Source organism: Ligilactobacillus saerimneri DSM 16049 (genome assembly GCF_000423265.1).
Lineage (GTDB): Bacteria > Bacillota > Bacilli > Lactobacillales > Lactobacillaceae > Ligilactobacillus > Ligilactobacillus saerimneri.
On the sequence record NZ_AUHQ01000035.1, the window covers coordinates 1 to 15,645 of the forward strand.

At 43.4% G+C, this 15,645-nt stretch carries 19 protein-coding genes; 3 read left to right on the plus strand and 16 right to left on the minus strand.

Annotation, left to right across the window (positions count from 1 at the left end; all coding sequences use genetic code 11):
* The 7 genes from G541_RS09665 to G541_RS09670 all read right to left on the minus strand — a co-directional run.
* The coding region (locus tag G541_RS09665) for a helix-turn-helix domain-containing protein (protein ID WP_155824510.1) at positions 1–234 on the minus strand (234 nt) is incomplete at its 3' end.
* A gap of 103 nt (positions 235–337) precedes the next feature.
* Positions 338–922 (minus strand): hypothetical protein, encoded by a 585-nt coding sequence (locus G541_RS0107460; RefSeq protein ID WP_027827028.1) that lies wholly within the window; start codon positions 920–922, stop codon positions 338–340.
* A 32-nt stretch (positions 923–954) separates the two neighbouring features.
* A complete protein-coding gene (locus tag G541_RS0107465; RefSeq protein ID WP_027827029.1) occupies positions 955–1,188 on the minus strand; it encodes a PspC domain-containing protein in 234 nt (77 codons plus the stop codon).
* 50 nt (positions 1,189–1,238) lie between these two features.
* Complete coding sequence (locus tag G541_RS0107470) at positions 1,239–2,117, minus strand: DUF4097 family beta strand repeat-containing protein (protein ID WP_027827030.1); 879 nt, start codon at positions 2,115–2,117, stop codon at positions 1,239–1,241.
* The gene (locus tag G541_RS0107475) at positions 2,114–2,722 is read right to left on the minus strand and encodes a DUF1700 domain-containing protein (RefSeq protein WP_027827031.1); all 609 of its coding nucleotides are present in this window, start codon (positions 2,720–2,722) and stop codon (positions 2,114–2,116) included. Before G541_RS0107475 ends, G541_RS0107470 begins: the two co-directional genes overlap by 4 nt.
* The gene (locus G541_RS0107480) at positions 2,719–3,060 is read right to left on the minus strand and encodes a PadR family transcriptional regulator (RefSeq protein WP_027827032.1); all 342 of its coding nucleotides are present in this window, start codon (positions 3,058–3,060) and stop codon (positions 2,719–2,721) included. Before G541_RS0107480 ends, G541_RS0107475 begins: the two co-directional genes overlap by 4 nt.
* A 172-nt stretch (positions 3,061–3,232) precedes the next feature.
* Positions 3,233–3,697: a MerR family transcriptional regulator gene (locus G541_RS09670; RefSeq protein WP_051174605.1), complete on the minus strand. Its 465-nt coding sequence runs from the start codon at positions 3,695–3,697 to the stop codon at positions 3,233–3,235.
* 167 nt (positions 3,698–3,864) lie between these two features.
* Here G541_RS09670 and G541_RS0107490 point away from each other — a divergent pair, with 167 nt between their 5' ends.
* From G541_RS0107490 to G541_RS0107500, 3 genes are all read left to right on the plus strand, one after another.
* On the plus strand, positions 3,865–5,352 hold the full coding sequence (locus tag G541_RS0107490; protein ID WP_027827033.1) for an MDR family MFS transporter: 1,488 nt from the start codon (positions 3,865–3,867) through the stop codon (positions 5,350–5,352).
* Positions 5,352–6,062, plus strand: a complete 711-nt coding sequence (locus G541_RS0107495) for a DUF4811 domain-containing protein (RefSeq protein WP_027827034.1) — start codon at positions 5,352–5,354, stop codon at positions 6,060–6,062. The genes G541_RS0107490 and G541_RS0107495 overlap by 1 nt, the downstream gene beginning before the upstream one ends.
* 251 nt (positions 6,063–6,313) lie before the next feature.
* The gene (locus G541_RS0107500; RefSeq protein ID WP_051174608.1) at positions 6,314–6,592 is read left to right on the plus strand and encodes a hypothetical protein; all 279 of its coding nucleotides are present in this window, start codon (positions 6,314–6,316) and stop codon (positions 6,590–6,592) included.
* 109 nt (positions 6,593–6,701) lie between these two features.
* Here G541_RS0107500 and G541_RS0107505 read toward each other — a convergent pair whose 3' ends face one another.
* From G541_RS0107505 to G541_RS0107545, 9 genes are all read right to left on the minus strand, one after another.
* Positions 6,702–7,043 carry an AzlD domain-containing protein gene (locus tag G541_RS0107505; RefSeq protein ID WP_027827036.1) on the minus strand — a complete coding sequence of 114 codons (342 nt, stop codon included), beginning with the start codon at positions 7,041–7,043 and terminating at the stop codon, positions 6,702–6,704.
* 6 nt (positions 7,044–7,049) lie between these two features.
* The gene (locus tag G541_RS0107510) at positions 7,050–7,835 is read right to left on the minus strand and encodes an AzlC family ABC transporter permease (RefSeq protein ID WP_009553917.1); all 786 of its coding nucleotides are present in this window, start codon (positions 7,833–7,835) and stop codon (positions 7,050–7,052) included.
* Positions 7,836–7,953: 118 nt separating this feature from the next.
* Positions 7,954–8,241 (minus strand): hypothetical protein, encoded by a 288-nt coding sequence (locus G541_RS0107515; protein ID WP_009553918.1) that lies wholly within the window; start codon positions 8,239–8,241, stop codon positions 7,954–7,956.
* A gap of 154 nt (positions 8,242–8,395) precedes the next feature.
* Entirely contained in the window at positions 8,396–11,341 is a 2,946-nt protein-coding gene (locus tag G541_RS09675; RefSeq protein ID WP_235806370.1) for a YhgE/Pip domain-containing protein, read from the minus strand.
* A gap of 129 nt (positions 11,342–11,470) precedes the next feature.
* On the minus strand, positions 11,471–11,650 hold the full coding sequence (locus G541_RS0107525; RefSeq protein ID WP_027827038.1) for a hypothetical protein: 180 nt from the start codon (positions 11,648–11,650) through the stop codon (positions 11,471–11,473).
* Between the two features lie 106 nt (positions 11,651–11,756).
* Complete coding sequence (locus tag G541_RS0107530; protein ID WP_027827039.1) at positions 11,757–12,902, minus strand: sensor histidine kinase; 1,146 nt, start codon at positions 12,900–12,902, stop codon at positions 11,757–11,759.
* A 23-nt stretch (positions 12,903–12,925) separates the two neighbouring features.
* Positions 12,926–13,615 carry a response regulator transcription factor CroR gene (gene croR / locus G541_RS0107535; protein ID WP_009553921.1) on the minus strand — a complete coding sequence of 230 codons (690 nt, stop codon included), beginning with the start codon at positions 13,613–13,615 and terminating at the stop codon, positions 12,926–12,928.
* A 162-nt stretch (positions 13,616–13,777) separates the two neighbouring features.
* Positions 13,778–15,265, minus strand: a complete 1,488-nt coding sequence (gene guaB / locus G541_RS0107540) for an IMP dehydrogenase (protein WP_009553922.1) — start codon at positions 15,263–15,265, stop codon at positions 13,778–13,780.
* A 69-nt stretch (positions 15,266–15,334) separates the two neighbouring features.
* Positions 15,335–15,645 (minus strand): IS30 family transposase (locus tag G541_RS0107545; RefSeq protein ID WP_027827040.1); only part of this gene is annotated, 311 nt, incomplete at its 5' end.

The window sequence follows — 15,645 nt, forward strand, 5'->3', positions numbered from 1 at the left end:
TAGTCGCTTGAGGTTAGCCGTTAATGAGCATTTACGACCACGATAACTAAGTTTAGTTTCGTGGTCGGCTTGCGCACTAGTCGCATGGTATTCACCCTTTAACCGGTGAATTTCATTAAAGATAGTAGTCTTACTAAAGCCCAGGTAATCAGCGATATATCGAAGAGATCGCTTTTCATGACGAAGCGTTTCGATGACAATGCGGTCTGAAAATGATAAGATAGTGGTGCCCATAAAGGTCCTTCTTTCTAATGGAATGTTGTAACGACACCATTAAAGACCTTTATGGGTTTTTCTGTCCACTAAAATGTTCAACTTAAATTTTACAATCTGCCTTTTAGAAATTTTTCTGCCATTCTTCTTGATCTTTTTCCTTTTCCTCAGCAAGAATTTCATTAACCTCAGTGATGATTTCATCTTTGGTTAATTGCTCGTACTGCTTAACTAGCGCCCCTGGACCGCCACTATATTCGAACTGAAGGAAGCGGTTCTGGGTCACAGGCTGTTTCCACCAAGCTAGGTATGCTCCTTTGGTGTCCCAAATAGTGATCAAGAGGTATTCACCATCACGAGGGTGCTTCTTTTGGCCTACTATCGTCCGCAGCAAACCAGCTGGGCGGGTACTTGGTAGCCGCCATTCATCTAATAGTGAGTTAAAAACTTTCTGTTCATCCTTATCAAGGGTAACGTATCTAAGTTCGAAGAAACCATCCCAGATATCAGTATCTGCTTCATTATCATACAGCAAATTAAACTGTAAGTCTGAGGATAACAAGACCTGCTTGCCACCAGTAATATCCATCAACATGTACCGTTCACGTTCTGCATTCTTAAAATATAGCATCCGCCGCTCTGGATATTCATCCATCACGTATTTAATTGCCATTGGAGCACCAACAGTTAAACTAATTCGATCAAGCATTTCTAACACTCCTTTGTATAGATCCCCAGTAACTACGGTCTTTCAGTAAACTCCCCTTCAATCACACTATCATGCTTTTTGCGTGGAGCATTGGGCATCACAATGGCCGCAATAATGTATGCTAGCAAACCAAAACCAGTAGTTAAAATTAAAACACCACCGATAATGCGGACAATGGTCTTGTCCCAACCAAGATACTCAGCCACACCACCTAAAACACCAGCAACTATCTTGTCACGCGACTTAACTAATTGCTTCTTTGCCATAGCAATTCCTCCCTTTTATAAATACCCCTTCTCACTTTCATTCTAACACATCACATAATTTCGTTGTCACCATCACTATTGGTGATTAGTTCCAAAACATCCCGTGCTTCAGCATGATCTCGAATCGTATCACTACTATGGTGCCCATACAAGACGTTTTCATCACCACCCCGGAGAATGAAGCCTTGGGCGGTAACATTGCGTAATTCATTGTCCCCATCGCTAGTCCGAATCGTAACTCGGTTGCTGATAGTAATATCATTCCCTTCAACATCCCCATCAGCATTGTCTATGTTGGTCCCATCTAAAGTTACCTGGTGGAAGTCAACATCCGTGTCACTGCTTCGCACACTTATTTGCTTCAAACTGGTTCCATTTTGCCCAACTAATTCGCCATCAGTAATATCAAGCTTGCCGTCTTCCAAGCTACTCCTAGACAGTGTTATATCCGTGTCGCTAGTTGTTAGCGCCGTTTGTTTAGCTGTAACACCATCTAAATGCAAGACCCCATCAGTAACATTGACAGTCAACTGCTTGAGTTCAACGGCTGCTGGTACAGTGATTTCTATCCGGGGTAAAGTATAGTTTTCATCATTAAAGGCTAAGCTGACTACGCCCCCGTGGTCCTTAGCTTTTACGAATATTTCATCTTTGGTTGCCTTGATCTGGGGTCGGGGTTGTCGTCCAGAGAAACTAACCTGATATTTTGTCCCCCGCCGAATAGTTACCTGAGCACCCGTGGCATCAACATGAATCTTTTGGGGATTGCCTTGCGGAATCACGTGCACTGTTTGTTTTTTCGTGGAAACAATCGTTGGGCGCCCGCTCTGAAAAGTCACAATCCGATTACCATGGTTAAACAACCCTATTAGAAGTAACACCAGCCCAACTAAGAGTAGGCCACCACCAATTTTAAGCATCTTTTTCATCGTACGGCTCTCCTTTCCTTAATCTTGGTGTAACAGTACCGGGTAAAGTTGCTAATTCCGCGTGCTATTCCCCGCACTGCCATAATGCACAACGGTGTCATGATCAAGAAGCCTGCTAAACAACTCAAACCAGCTCCGAGATAGAAAAGACCGACCGCCCAGTTGGTAAAGAGCAAGCCCACCCCCATGTATATGGCAACAAATCCTACCACAAATATAGCAGCTAGAATGGCGAGCGCTGTAATTCCAAACGAAAAAAGAACAGCGACCATTGTAATAAAACCACCAAAAAGAATTATCCCGCCACCAATTGTCAACATCGAAGTCGCTGCCAACAAGATTAGGATTGTTAACTTGATCTTGCTTCGAGGTGAGGAATTGGCATTCGCTGAACTGGTTTCCTCCTGGTGGATAGAATAATCAGCCAAAATCTTCCGGCTCAATTGCCGTGGTGATCCCAATCGTTTTTCAATCTCAGCACGCGTTGTTAAATCTGCATCAAATAAATATTCGTCATAAAAATCCATGACCTCTGCTTGTTCATCCGCAGTTAGCATCCCTAAGTGTTGCTTTAATTCAGCTAAATATTGTTCCTGAACCGTCATCCTTCCTCACCTTCCTCTGTTGGTTCAATATTGACCTGGGTAAAGACAGTATCCAGACTGTTTTTGTAATCATTCCACATTTTCACAATCCGTTGCAGATGCATCCGCCCCGCATCAGTAATTTGATAGTAACGCCGGTTACGGCCTGCATAAGGGACATCATATGTCGTCAAGTAGCCATGTTTTTTCAACCTACGTAAAATGGGATAAATAGTCGATTCTGAGATGGTAATCACCTGTTGGATATCCTGTGTTAAAGAATACCCATAGTGGTCTTCTTGAAGTAACAGGGCCAACACTAACCCATCCATCAGATCAGCTGTGACTGCGATCTTCACTTTGATTCCCCCTTTACTATTTCTTTGACTATATTATATTACGTATAATATATAACGGTCAATTATAATGTTTAAAGAAAAGTATATCTCCATAAAAAGTAAGTGGGCATCATTAGTGAATAAAGACAAAGGCTGAGAGAAAACAATGCTTTCTCCCAGCCTTTCGCCATTATTATTCGTTTTTGCTATCCGGTTCTGCAGTAAGTGGGCGCAGCTGAAATTCATTTTTGCCATCACGAATACAGCCCACCAAATGGTATTGCTTCCCGCCAGGACTCGTTACTTGCCCTAAATCGATTAACCCATTGTCTTCTTCATCAAAGCTCACTTGCTTTACCCGTTGCTTGAAAAACGTCTTCAATTTGCGGTACTTATCGTGAGCACGCTGGGCTTTTTCAGCCGCCTTACTCAGGGTAAACCCTTCATCAAGATAATGTTTGATCAGTGATACTTGATAGAGGTCAGGTAACCCATACCGGCGCATGGCTGCTTCTTCTTTGTCCAGGGGTGTGATGTATCCTTTCTTTTCCCAGTAACGAATCTGGCGTGCCGATACCCCTGTTATCTGGCTGACTTCACCGATACCAAATATCAGGTCTTTCCAAATTCGATTGACATTTGTCATATTGATTTTCAAAAAATCAGTCCTTTATTTAATAATTAATTACTCACACAGTTTTCATAATTCTTCCTTTATATTGTAACTATTTTGACATTGTTGTCAACTTTCTTGACAAAGAATATAAAAGCGGGTATAGTAGCTGGTAATCGTTAAATTTATATATGAGGAGATGTTTAAAAATCATGGATACAAACGCACCCGTTGATATCCACGGCAAGCCCTATAACCGGTCAATGCTGATCATTGTGCTGATGGTTGGTTCTTTCTGTACGGTTTTAAACGGGACTTTGCTCGCCACTGCTTTACCTTCAATTATGAAGTCTTTCGATGTCAGCACTGCGACCGTTGAATGGCTTTCAACCGGGTTCTTTCTGGTTAACGGGATCATGATCCCAGTTTCTGCATGGTTGATCAATAAGTTTGGCTCCCGCATTATGTATCTAACTGCCATGACTACTTTCTTGATCGGGACAATTTTGTCCTTCATGGCACCTGACTTTGGTTCATTGCTTACCGGCCGACTCATCCAAGCCCTCGGGGTCGGGGTGACAATGCCTTTGCTCCAAACTATCATGTTGTCCATCTTCCCGCCCGAAAAGCGGGGAGCTGCCATGGGGTCCGTAGGGATCGTTATCGGGTTGGCTCCTGCTTTAGGACCAACTCTTTCCGGTTGGATCGTTGATAATTGGTCATGGCGGGAACTCTTCGGAATGATCATTCCGATCTGTGTGTTGGTTTTGGTGCTAGCTTTCTTCTTTATGAAGAGCGTTTTACCAACTAGCAACCAAAAGTTGGACGTTCTTTCCATCACTACTTCAACCATCGGTTTTGGTTCTATGCTGTACGGGTTCTCTGAAGCTGGTAACAAGGGCTGGACTGATCCTATTATCATTGCCTTTATCGTTGTCGGGGCCATCTTCGTTGTTTTGTTTGGATTGCGCCAACTTCGGATGGAAAACCCCTTCTTGGACGTTAGCGTCTTCAAGTACAACGAATTTGCTTTGGCCGCTGTCCTCAGTGGGGTTACCAACTTAGCAATGATGGGGATTGAAATGACCCTACCCTTATATATCCAAGGAATCCGGGGCTTATCAGCTTTCCACTCTGGGTTAGTCTTACTCCCTGGGGCTTTGTGCATGGGGTTCATGTCCCCAATCACTGGGCGGCTATTCGACCGCTTCGGTGCCCGCCGGATGTCAATTACAGGGATGGTACTCTTAACTCTAGGGACTGTGCCATTCCTCTTCTTGAATGAAAATACTTCAGTCATGATGATTGTTGTTTTCTATGCAATTCGGTTCTTCGGGATTGCTATGGTTATGATGCCTGTTACAACTTCTGGGATGAACGTTCTGCCATTGAATCGGATGTCCCACGGGACTGCTGTTAACAACACTTTCCGGCAAGTTTTGAGTTCAATCGGGACAGCCATCATGGTTTCTGTGATGAGTGATGTCACTAAGAGTAATATGCCTGCCAAGAGTGTGCTTCACAATACGCCACTTGTTTACAAAGACAAGGCAATTGCTGCTACTGTTTCTGGGTTCCATGCTTCCTTCGGTGTTGCCCTTGGCTTTGCCGTCTTAGCACTGTTCCTAGCTTTCTTCTTGAAGAAAGGCAACCGGGCTCGGGAAGCAGCTGCATTAAAGGGAAAGGAGGAAAATAACTAATGTTAATTACTATTTTAATTATTTCCGTTATCTTATTTGCCTTCTTTAATATCTTGCCAGTGATCAAAGGTCACCAAGTGGTGGCTGGGTTCTTCTTGCTCGTTGCCATCCTCAGTGGTTTAGCTATTGTCGGTAAGGATAATTACCACTTTGGTACTAAAGTACAAACAACTTCACAGACCACCCCATTGGTCTCATCAGGAGACAAAAAGATTAACGTTCTCCTCTATCAACCTTTGGGCAATGGTCAAGAAAAAGTTTATTTATACAAGACTGATGATAAGCAAAAGGCCCCTAAACCGATTAAAACCGACCACCTCAAAACCCAAGTCAAGTGGACCAATAGTTCTAGCAAAATGGTGGTCAAAGAAGAACGCTATGTTTCTAGCAGCAATCTCAGTCGGACCCTTTTAGGCAACATCAAACCTAAGGACAATTTGAAGCAACGGACTTATACCTTCTATATCAACAAGAACTGGTCTGTCCTCTCTGTGGCTCAAGCTAAGCAGCTGGCTAAGGCTTTAAAGTCACCACAAGTTCAAGCTCAACTCAAAGCCAAGATCCAACAGCAAGCCCAAAAGGCTGTGATGGAAGCAATGATGAAAAAGCCTAATATGTCAGCAACCGAACGGGCTGAGGTAACTCAAGCTACCGTTGCGCAAGCACAAAAGACTGCTATTCAATCTTTATTGCAAAATAAAACTAAATAGAAACATTCATTCTTAGCAAGCGAATGACTTCGCACAAGATCAAAAAGCTACCACATGTAGTATTGTTAAACTAACAATGCTATATGGTGGTAGTTTTTTTTAGCCAATCCTTCCGGCGATAATTCTTAAACGTAAACTTCGACGCCTATCTTTACCTTTCCTTAACTCTGGCATAATACATTCTTCACAAATTATATATAGTATAATGAATGTAGTCAGATCCATTGAACTACAGAAAGTAGGTTATTTTTATGACAATTAAAGCGACTGATGATCACCCCGCGCCTAGCGCTATTGTATCAGCACAAGTGATCGCCATTAATCCAGAAACGCTTACCCTGCGGACCCAGGATCAAAAAATCATTATTGCGCATCAACCGCAATTTAAGAATCGTTCTGACCACAAATTATATGTTAAAACAATGATGGATATCTGCCGGTCTGGCTTATGGATCCCAGTTGATATGACCACCCGACAGCTCCTCCAGTATGACTGGTTTGACACACCAGCTACTGCTTATAGTTTCTAATGATCCAGAGACCGCCAAAGACTAATTTGGGGGTCTCCTTTTTAACAAAAAAGACCATCTGCAGCAAGCGCTTAGATAGTCTTCCAACCTATATTCTCTTCTTGATGTGTTACACCGTAACAACCAGTGATAGCAATGCGACTGCGATAAGTCCTAAGACCACCGACAATCCCATTGATCTTGTCCGATAAGCGACCGCAATCACAATTAGCGAGGCGAGAATTTTGGCCACATTATAAAACCCGACAAATGTAAATTTTGCACTATTCATAAAAACATCTTTTACAACCAATGCCGTAAACAGTGATACCGGCACATACTTCATCCATTCATTAAACCATTCAGGAATTTGCCGTGTCGCAAAAATCCGCAGCGGAATATAACGAGGTATAAACGCTACTGCCATTGATAAAATGATCAGGATAAAATGATCCATTGAACTCATTGCCATAATGCGTTATCCCTCCGACTCCGTCTCTGATTTCTTGCTAATCGTCTTTAAGCGACTAGCACGCGGTTTGATCTTGCTCAGTAAGAAACCTTTAGCCTTACCGTGCTTTACTAAGTAATCTTCGATAGCAAAGCCAATCAAAGAAGCCATTAAAGTAGCAGCAACCAAGCCCATCGTACTCTTGAATAGGCTCATGAAGAAGATCGCTGCCACTCCTGAAATCAAACTGATTAGCACTGTCAACTTGTTCTTGAACTGCATTACCACCATGTAGATAAACAAAGCAGTCAAAGCATAGTCAACAATTTCCAGGTTAATCGTTATCAAACTACCGATTAAACTACCAATCATATTGGCTACTGTCCAAAAAGCTAGTGAATAGTGTTCTACCATCCACGCATCCATTGGCTTCCAGCTCTTATCCGTAGCAAACTTTAAGTAGTTAACGGCGTAGTTTTCATCGTTCAGCGAAAGGGCAAACCCGAAGAGGAAACTCTTCTTCGTTCCCCGCAGGTACTGCGATAAACTTGATCCTAATAACGCATATCGTAATTCAAGGAAGAACAGCATCACTAAAATAGTTGGCATCGATGCATTAACTGTCAACATTGAAGCAATCATAAACTGAGCCCCACCAGAAAAGACAAATAGGGAGATCAGCACTACCATCAGTGTGTTAAACCCTGCGGCATGCAACAAAACCCCAGCGGCCATCCCGATAGGAACATAGCTGAGACATAAAGGCATAGTTACCCGTAATACCTCAAGCCATCGTGGTTCTTTCTTTTTCACGAATAAGCCTCCAAAAAATAAATGTCCTCGCAAAATCGATTATAACATATAAATTCCGAATATTAAGCAATTTATCCACCGCCAAATGCGATGAAAACGCATACTTGAGCCAAATTGGTTATTCTGTAATCTTGCGCATCTTGGTATAGGAGATGACCACTTTTTGTTTGAGCTCCGCAGCTGTCATTGTATGACTAAACCGGGGATCAAAAACTACAATGGCTGAATTGTTCAATTGCTTGGCAACCTTCCCGGTATACTTGTGCCGGTGAAAAACAAATTCCACGTGAGTTCCTTGGACAAAACTCTTACCATGAGCATTGGGAACAATAGGCTTGGCTTCCCCTCGCATCCGCGCATTCCGCTTCTTCTTGGCTTCTTCACGACTCTTGTCTGTTTGGGTCATGTTGGTCTCTCCTTTCAAAATTAATCCAATGTTCACTTTCCATTATACCGCACTTCTCGCTTCCGCCTAAAATATCACCTCGAGACACAAAAAACTGGGAGAAAACACTGTTTTCCCCCAGCCATGATCTTTATGCATTAATGACGCATAGATATTAGTTATCTTCTTTTTCTTCTGGATTGTGCTGGTTAGCACGGTAGTCCTTGTCTTGTTTGATATCACCAACATAGGATACTTTGCCGCTATGCCGTAACCAGTGCATGGATACCCAAATCAAAAGCAAGCAAACCACTGTAATTGTGATCATAACCAGCTGACAATGAATGAACCATGCACTACCAAACCCACCATTGAGGGCTTCACGGAAGCCATAGACCGAGTATGTCATTGGTAAGTATGGATTGATTGCTTGGTAGAATCCATTGAGCGCTGTTGTGATTTGGATTGGGAATGTCCCACCAGCCCCACCGAGTTGGAATACCAACAAGATCAGAACAATAAACCGTCCCGGATTGCCAAAGAGCAAGGAGAACAGCATTACCAAGAACATTGCCAGTAACGCAAACTGGATGGTGTTCAAGAAGAACTCACCGTGGTGCAATGGTACCAAACCAACTGTGTACATAATACCCGCATCGATCAGGGCTGCCCCAACCGCTACGAAGGTTGCAACGATTGCTTTGCTGAAGAACCAATCCGTTGGTGTCCCATCAGCTGTCGCTAACCGTTTAATTGGGTAGATAATGTTGAAGGCTAAAGCTAAGACAAACAGACTCACTGACATCATGTATGGTGCTAAGGCATGGCCGTAGTTTTGAACATGAGCATAGTTCTTTTTGCTTAATTTAACTGGGTTCCCCATCATCTTGCCTGTTCGCTTGCTAAGTGGCAAGGCCTTGATGCCGTCGCTTCCCTTTTGCAGGCTCGTCGACAATTCATCGCTACCATCAGCTAACTGACTAGCACCATCTTCTAGCTTACCGGAGTTGTCAACCAGTTGTTGGGTTCCGTTAGCTAAAGCATTGACCCCAGCTTCTAAAGTAGGTACTTTGGCGTTCAACTCATTCAAACCAGATGACAACTGGTTACCACCAGCAGCTAATAACTGGATAGCATTAACCAGAACTGGCACTTGGCCGTTTAGTTGACCGAGACCTGCAGTAACTTGGGAGCTACCGTTAGCTAATTGGCTCGACCCACTGAGTAACTGTCCAGAATTACCAGCTAGTTGTTGGGTCCCGGCGTAGATTTGCCCGATTCCTGCCTTTAACTCTGGAACCTTGCCATTCAGCGTATTCAAACCATTTGCTAATCCCTTGGCACCCGCATTAAGTTTCGTATTTGCAGATCCTATTTCAGATCCGCCCTGTTTGAGTTGAGATTCAAGCTGGTTAACCTCTGTATCTAACCCCGCCGTCTTACTTGCTAATTGGCTCGATCCAGCCTGCAATTGCCCCGTAGCACTCTTTAATGCTGTCAGCTGGTCACCCAAGTCTTTAAGTTGCTTTTGCATCTCTGGACCGGTCATTCCCTTAGCAGTCGTCAACATATCTTCAATATTTTGCTTGGAGTTAGCTAAAGTTGTCAAACTTTCTGCCAGCTTGTTCAATTCTTGAGAAGATGCCTGTGATTGTTGCTTTAAGTTAGAAGCAATTGTTTGCAAGCCAGTACTGATTCCATCTTGTTTACCGCTAGCATCATCGAGCTTGGCAACCGCTGCCTGTAAGCTCTGCTTTTGGCTATCATCCAACTTGTCTGAGTTCATTACTGCGTTAATTTTAACTTTAGCATCAGCAATATCACTCTTGGAAGCATTGGCCGCTCCAATAGCTTGGTTCAGCCCTGCCCCCGCTGCTTCGGTTTGTTCCCCAGCCTGGGCTAGTTGTGTCTGTAACTTTTGAATCTCTGTTGTCGATGGTAACTGGTTTACCAATTGGGCCATCTGGTCAGTTTGCGTCGACACCTTGTTCATCGTTGCCAACATTGTAGCAAACTGACTTGGATCAATCTTTTGGACCGAGTCATTCAACTGAGTCATGTACTTGTTCAATTCAGAAGTTGCTTGCGGGAGGGCTTTGAGTTGGTCAAGCTGACCTGACTGAGAATTGAACTTAGCTAATAGTCCTGCAACCTTTCCGGTATATTGGTTTACACCATCTTGCAAACCGTTAGCCCCTGTGGCTAGTTCTCCAATTCCCCCAGCCAAAGTGTCTGTTTTACTATTCAGCTGACCAACACCTTGGTTCACTTGGAAGACCCCATTGGTGTAAGTAATCAACCCTGTATGAAGGGCATTGGCCCCGGTTGTCACCTGACCTGATCCCTGATACAGCTTGTTTACACCAGAAGCTAAAGCCCCAGTCTTGCCATTTAATGTGTTCAAACCACTACCAAGTTGATTGGCACCAGTTGCCAGGGCATTAACCCCTGCTTTCAATGGCTTAACGCTAACCTGCATTTCGATCAACCCATTGTTGACCTGCTTAACGCCGGCAGTGTACTGGTACATCCCGTCTTTAAGAGCGGTTGACCCATCGCTGAGTTGCCCCGCCCCTTTAGCGGCCTTGTCCATCCCTTTACCGAGCTTCTTGGTAACCCCAATCATCGTATCGGCATAAGTTGTGGCCACCTCATTGCGGACCCGACTACCAATTTCCTTAACCCCGTTTTTACCAATGATTGAACCGATGTAGTTCAACGATTCATTGGCTTCATAATGCAGGTTCATCTTCTTAGGATGCTTGTCCAAAACTGTAGTCGCATTCTTGGAAAAATCTTTCGGAATTGTGATAGTGAGGTAATACTTCCGGTGACGCAATCCGTAATCGGCCTCTTTTTGAGATACGAAATCCCACTTTAAGCCTTTGCTTTCCTTCATGTTTTTAACTAAATCCTTACCAACATTCAGGTGTTGCCCCCTAAATGTTACTGCTTGGTCTTTGTTGACCACTGCAACTGGTAAGTTATCCGTCTTACCATATGGATCCCAAACAGATTTAAGGAAGAAGAAAGTGTATAAGAACGGAACAAGCATTAGACCAAACAATGTGATCATCGTAATCTTGTTACGCAAAATACTCTTTAGCTCTTCTTTAATCATATTCAAAGTCCATACACCTCCCATTCTTGTTAATCAGACTCTCTATTTAGAGTGTGTAGAATACGTAAAATAATACTACACTCGTCTTATTCTAGTAACAAGAAACAAGTGTCGCGGTTTGTCTTATCCCTAATGTAATGTTTGGTATAACGCTTCAATTCCCCCGAAAACTAGGATGATCCCTACCACTAGGTACCACACAAAAACCTTCTTGCGCCCCTTTTGTCGCTGCTTGAAGGCATATGTCAAAATGTAGGCCGCCAACCCCCAACATAAAATAACTTGGACTATAATATTGTGAAAATTCATTGCCTGTCTTCCTTTACTAATTATTCCCTTCTAGGTTACCACAGTTTTAACCTACTTTACTTAGTGTAAACAAAAGAGCGCAACCTATTAGGCTACGCTCACATTGTTAATCTTTAACTTGTTGATAATGAACTGGAAAGTGCATTACAAAACTTGTTAGCCGTTTATTTGAGGTGACACTGATCGTACCATGGTGCAATTCAACGATGCTTTGCGTAATCGCCAAACCTAACCCTGTCCCCCCAGTTTCTCGCGACCGTGAATGTTCCGCACGATAAAAGCGATCAAAGATCCGCTTTTGGGCCGTCAACGGAATCTCTTCCCCATCGTTAGCCACACTCGTTTCAATAGTATTGTCATCCACTAAGTGCGCTGAAAGATAGATATTATGTCCGCCAGTTCCGTATTTAAAGGCATTGGTAATCAGGTTGTTGTAGACCCGCGCTAACTTCTCTGGATCTGCGTCCATCATTAATGGTGTTTCTGGCTTGTGCACTGTAATCGTCATTTGCTTCTTTTGGGCTTCTAGTTCAAAACTAGCTCCTAGCTGCTCGAGCATGTTTCCCAGATCAATCTGCATAATATTTAGCGGTGTGTCCGTCTGCCGGACCTTGGTATATTCAAACAAATCATCCACCAAGGACTTCATCTGTTTAGATTTTAAGAAAGCCACATGGACATACTTGAGGATGTCTGCTTGGGTCTGGTACTGCTTATTTTCTATCAACCCCAAATAGCCAATAATTGAAGTCAAAGGTGTCCGAATATCATGACTAACATTTGTAATCAACTCATCCTTGGACTTTTCAATCCGCCGTTCTTCATCCATAGCCTGCACCGAAGCATCTACGAGGGCATTGACACTGTTAACTACCCGCTGCATCTGACCGTGAAGCTGGAAGGGAATTCGGTGATCGAAGTGCCCATCGCTGATATAGTGCAACTCAGCAATGATATGTCTGAGCTGCATCTGGCGATAACGCCGCATCAAGCGCCAATACACTACTACCGTGTCAATAATCAGCATGATAGTAGCAGCAATCCAGCTCCATGACCATACTTTAACGTCATTGGGACCAAAAGCCAGGGACATTTTGATCAAAAAGATCCCGTTTTGAAGCCCTGGGTTAGATTCGACCCATTGATTGAGGAGGATATAGCACGACATATTCAATAACAGTAACAGAAAAACCGTGATTATTCCTTCACCAAAAAGCTCACTTTTTTCTCTTCCAGTTAATTGGAATTTTATCCGTTCTTGTTCTTCCATGATTACTAATGAGCCTCGATCTTGTAGCCGACACCCCATACTGTTTGGATCACTTGGTCCCCGCCAGTCGCTTCTTCGATTTTATCCCGTAGGTGACTCACGTGGACCATAACAGTTTTAGCAGAAACAACTGATTCTTGTTGCCAAACTCTTTCAAAGATCTCATCTGCTGAAAAGACCCGGTTAGGATGGCTCGCCAACAAGTATAAAATTCCAAATTCTAGTGCTGTCAGTTGGATAGTCTGACCGTTGACTGTTTCAACCTCATGGGAATCACGCTTGATCAGAAGCGGACCCACTTCGATTTGATCTGGTTCATCATTACGCACGTCATGTGAAGCCCGGCGCAATAAAGACTTGATCCGCGCCATAACTTCCAAAGGGTTAAAGGGCTTGGTAACATAATCATCTGCCCCCTGAATTAAGCCCTGGATCTTATCTAAATCCTCACTCTTAGCAGACAAGACTAAAATTGGAATCTGCGAATCTTTCCGCACTTCCTTGATCACTTCCATCCCATCCATCTCTGGCATCATGATATCCAAAATCATTAGGGCAATGTCAGGATTAGTGTGTAACTTAGTCAAGGCCTCTTTACCGTTATAGGCTTTTTCTACCTCATAGCCTTCGTTTTTAACATAAATGCTGAGGAGTTCAACAATATCTTTATCGTCATCAACAACAAGTATTTTCATTTGTAAAAACCTCCTGGGCTGATTCGTTCATCATAATAGTAACTATTCCTATTGTACCAGACTTTATCAGCCCTGCTCCTAAAGAAACATTAAAGGATCCTGCTATACTAGCAAAAAAGAGACTGACGAAAATCAGCCTCTTTTAGGGAAATATTCTTTAAATTAGTTTGCAGAATAGTTTGGTGCTTCCTTGGTGATTTGTACATCGTGTGGGTGGGATTCCCGCAAACCAGCACCAGTGATTTCAACGAATTGGGCATTTTCACGTAAGTCGTTGAGGTTAGCAGCGCCGACGTAACCCATACCGGCACGCAAGCCACCATCCATTTGGTAAATCACATCGCCAACTTCACCCTTATAAGCCACACGACCTTCGATTCCTTCAGGAACCAGCTTGTTAGCTTCGTTAACTGCACCTTGGAAGTAACGGTCGGAGGAACCGTGAGTAGAATCCATAGCAGCCAATGAACCCATCCCCCGGTAAGTCTTGTAGCGCCGACCTTGGTAGATTTCAGTTTCACCAGGAGCTTCTTCAGTTCCGGCTAACATTGAACCCAGCATTACAGCGTTCCCACCGGCTGCTAAGGCCTTAACGATATCACCAGAGTACTTGATACCCCCGTCAGCAATAATTGTCTTGCCATATTCACGGGCCACAGTGGCTGCATCATAGATCGCAGTCAATTGTGGTACCCCAACCCCAGCAACGATCCGGGTTGTACAGATAGAACCAGGTCCGATTCCGACTTTAACTACGTCAACCCCAACATCATAGAGGGCTTTGGTAGCTTCGGCAGTCGCAACGTTCCCTGCGATCAGAGTTGCATCTGGGTAGTGTTCCCGAATTTCTTTGATCTTCCGGATAACGCCAGCTGAATGTCCGTGAGCGGAGTCAATAACCAATGCATCAACGCCAGCTTGCAACAAAGCTTCAGCTCGTTCAAAAGTATCACTTGTTACCCCAACAGCAGCTGCAACCAACAAACGACCATGTTCATCCTTGGCAGCATTAGGGAATTCAACTACCTTTTCAATGTCCTTGATAGTGATTAAACCAGTCAATTCACCCGCAGCATTAACGATCGGCAACTTTTCAATCTTGTATTGTTGCAAGATTTCTTCGGCCTTTTCAAGTGAAGTTCCTTCTGGTGCTGTTACCAGGTTTTCTTTAGTCATCACGTTGCCGATCTTAGTGCTGTAATCAGTAACAAAGCGCAAATCACGGTTAGTAATGATACCACAGAATTTTTTGTTTTCCATTGTTTCTACAATTGGAACACCACTGATCCGATATTTCTTCATCAATGCTTCGGCGTTAGCCACACTGTCATCAGGTGTCAAAAAGAATGGATCAATGATGACGCCACTTTCAGACCGCTTAACCTTCCGTACTTCATCAGCTTGGCGGGCAATCGTCATGTTCTTGTGGATTACCCCTAACCCACCTTGGCGGGCCATTGCAATCGCCATTTCTGATTCAGTAACGGTATCCATCCCGGCTGAAATAATTGGGATATTAAGCTTAATCTTATCAGTAAGTTGGACGCCTAAGTCGACCTCATTTGGCAAGACGTGACTTTCGGCGGGAATTAGTAAGACATCATCGAATGTGTAACCTTTTTTAGCAAATTTAGTATCCCAATTGGACATGGTAGATACAACTCTCCTTTTTTATTTATTTTTAAGTTGGGTAGATTGCAATAAATAACTTGAACAAATTTAATGACGCAGATTAAGCAAAAAGATCTCAATTGGAGTTCGCCAGTTCAAACATTTGAGTGGCCGTGAATTCAGATACCAGTTAATCTGAATCAATTCATCATCACTAATCTCTTCAATTGGCTGACCCTTAGGAATAAATCGCCGTAACACTCGATTACGATTCTCATTACTACCACGTTCATGCGGAGAATAAGCATGGGCAAAGTACAACGGCACGCCGGTATTTTTCTCAATTGATTGGTAGTTGGCGAACTCTTTCCCGTGATCAACCGTCAGTGTCTTGAGATTAGTTCCTAATTGATTAGCTA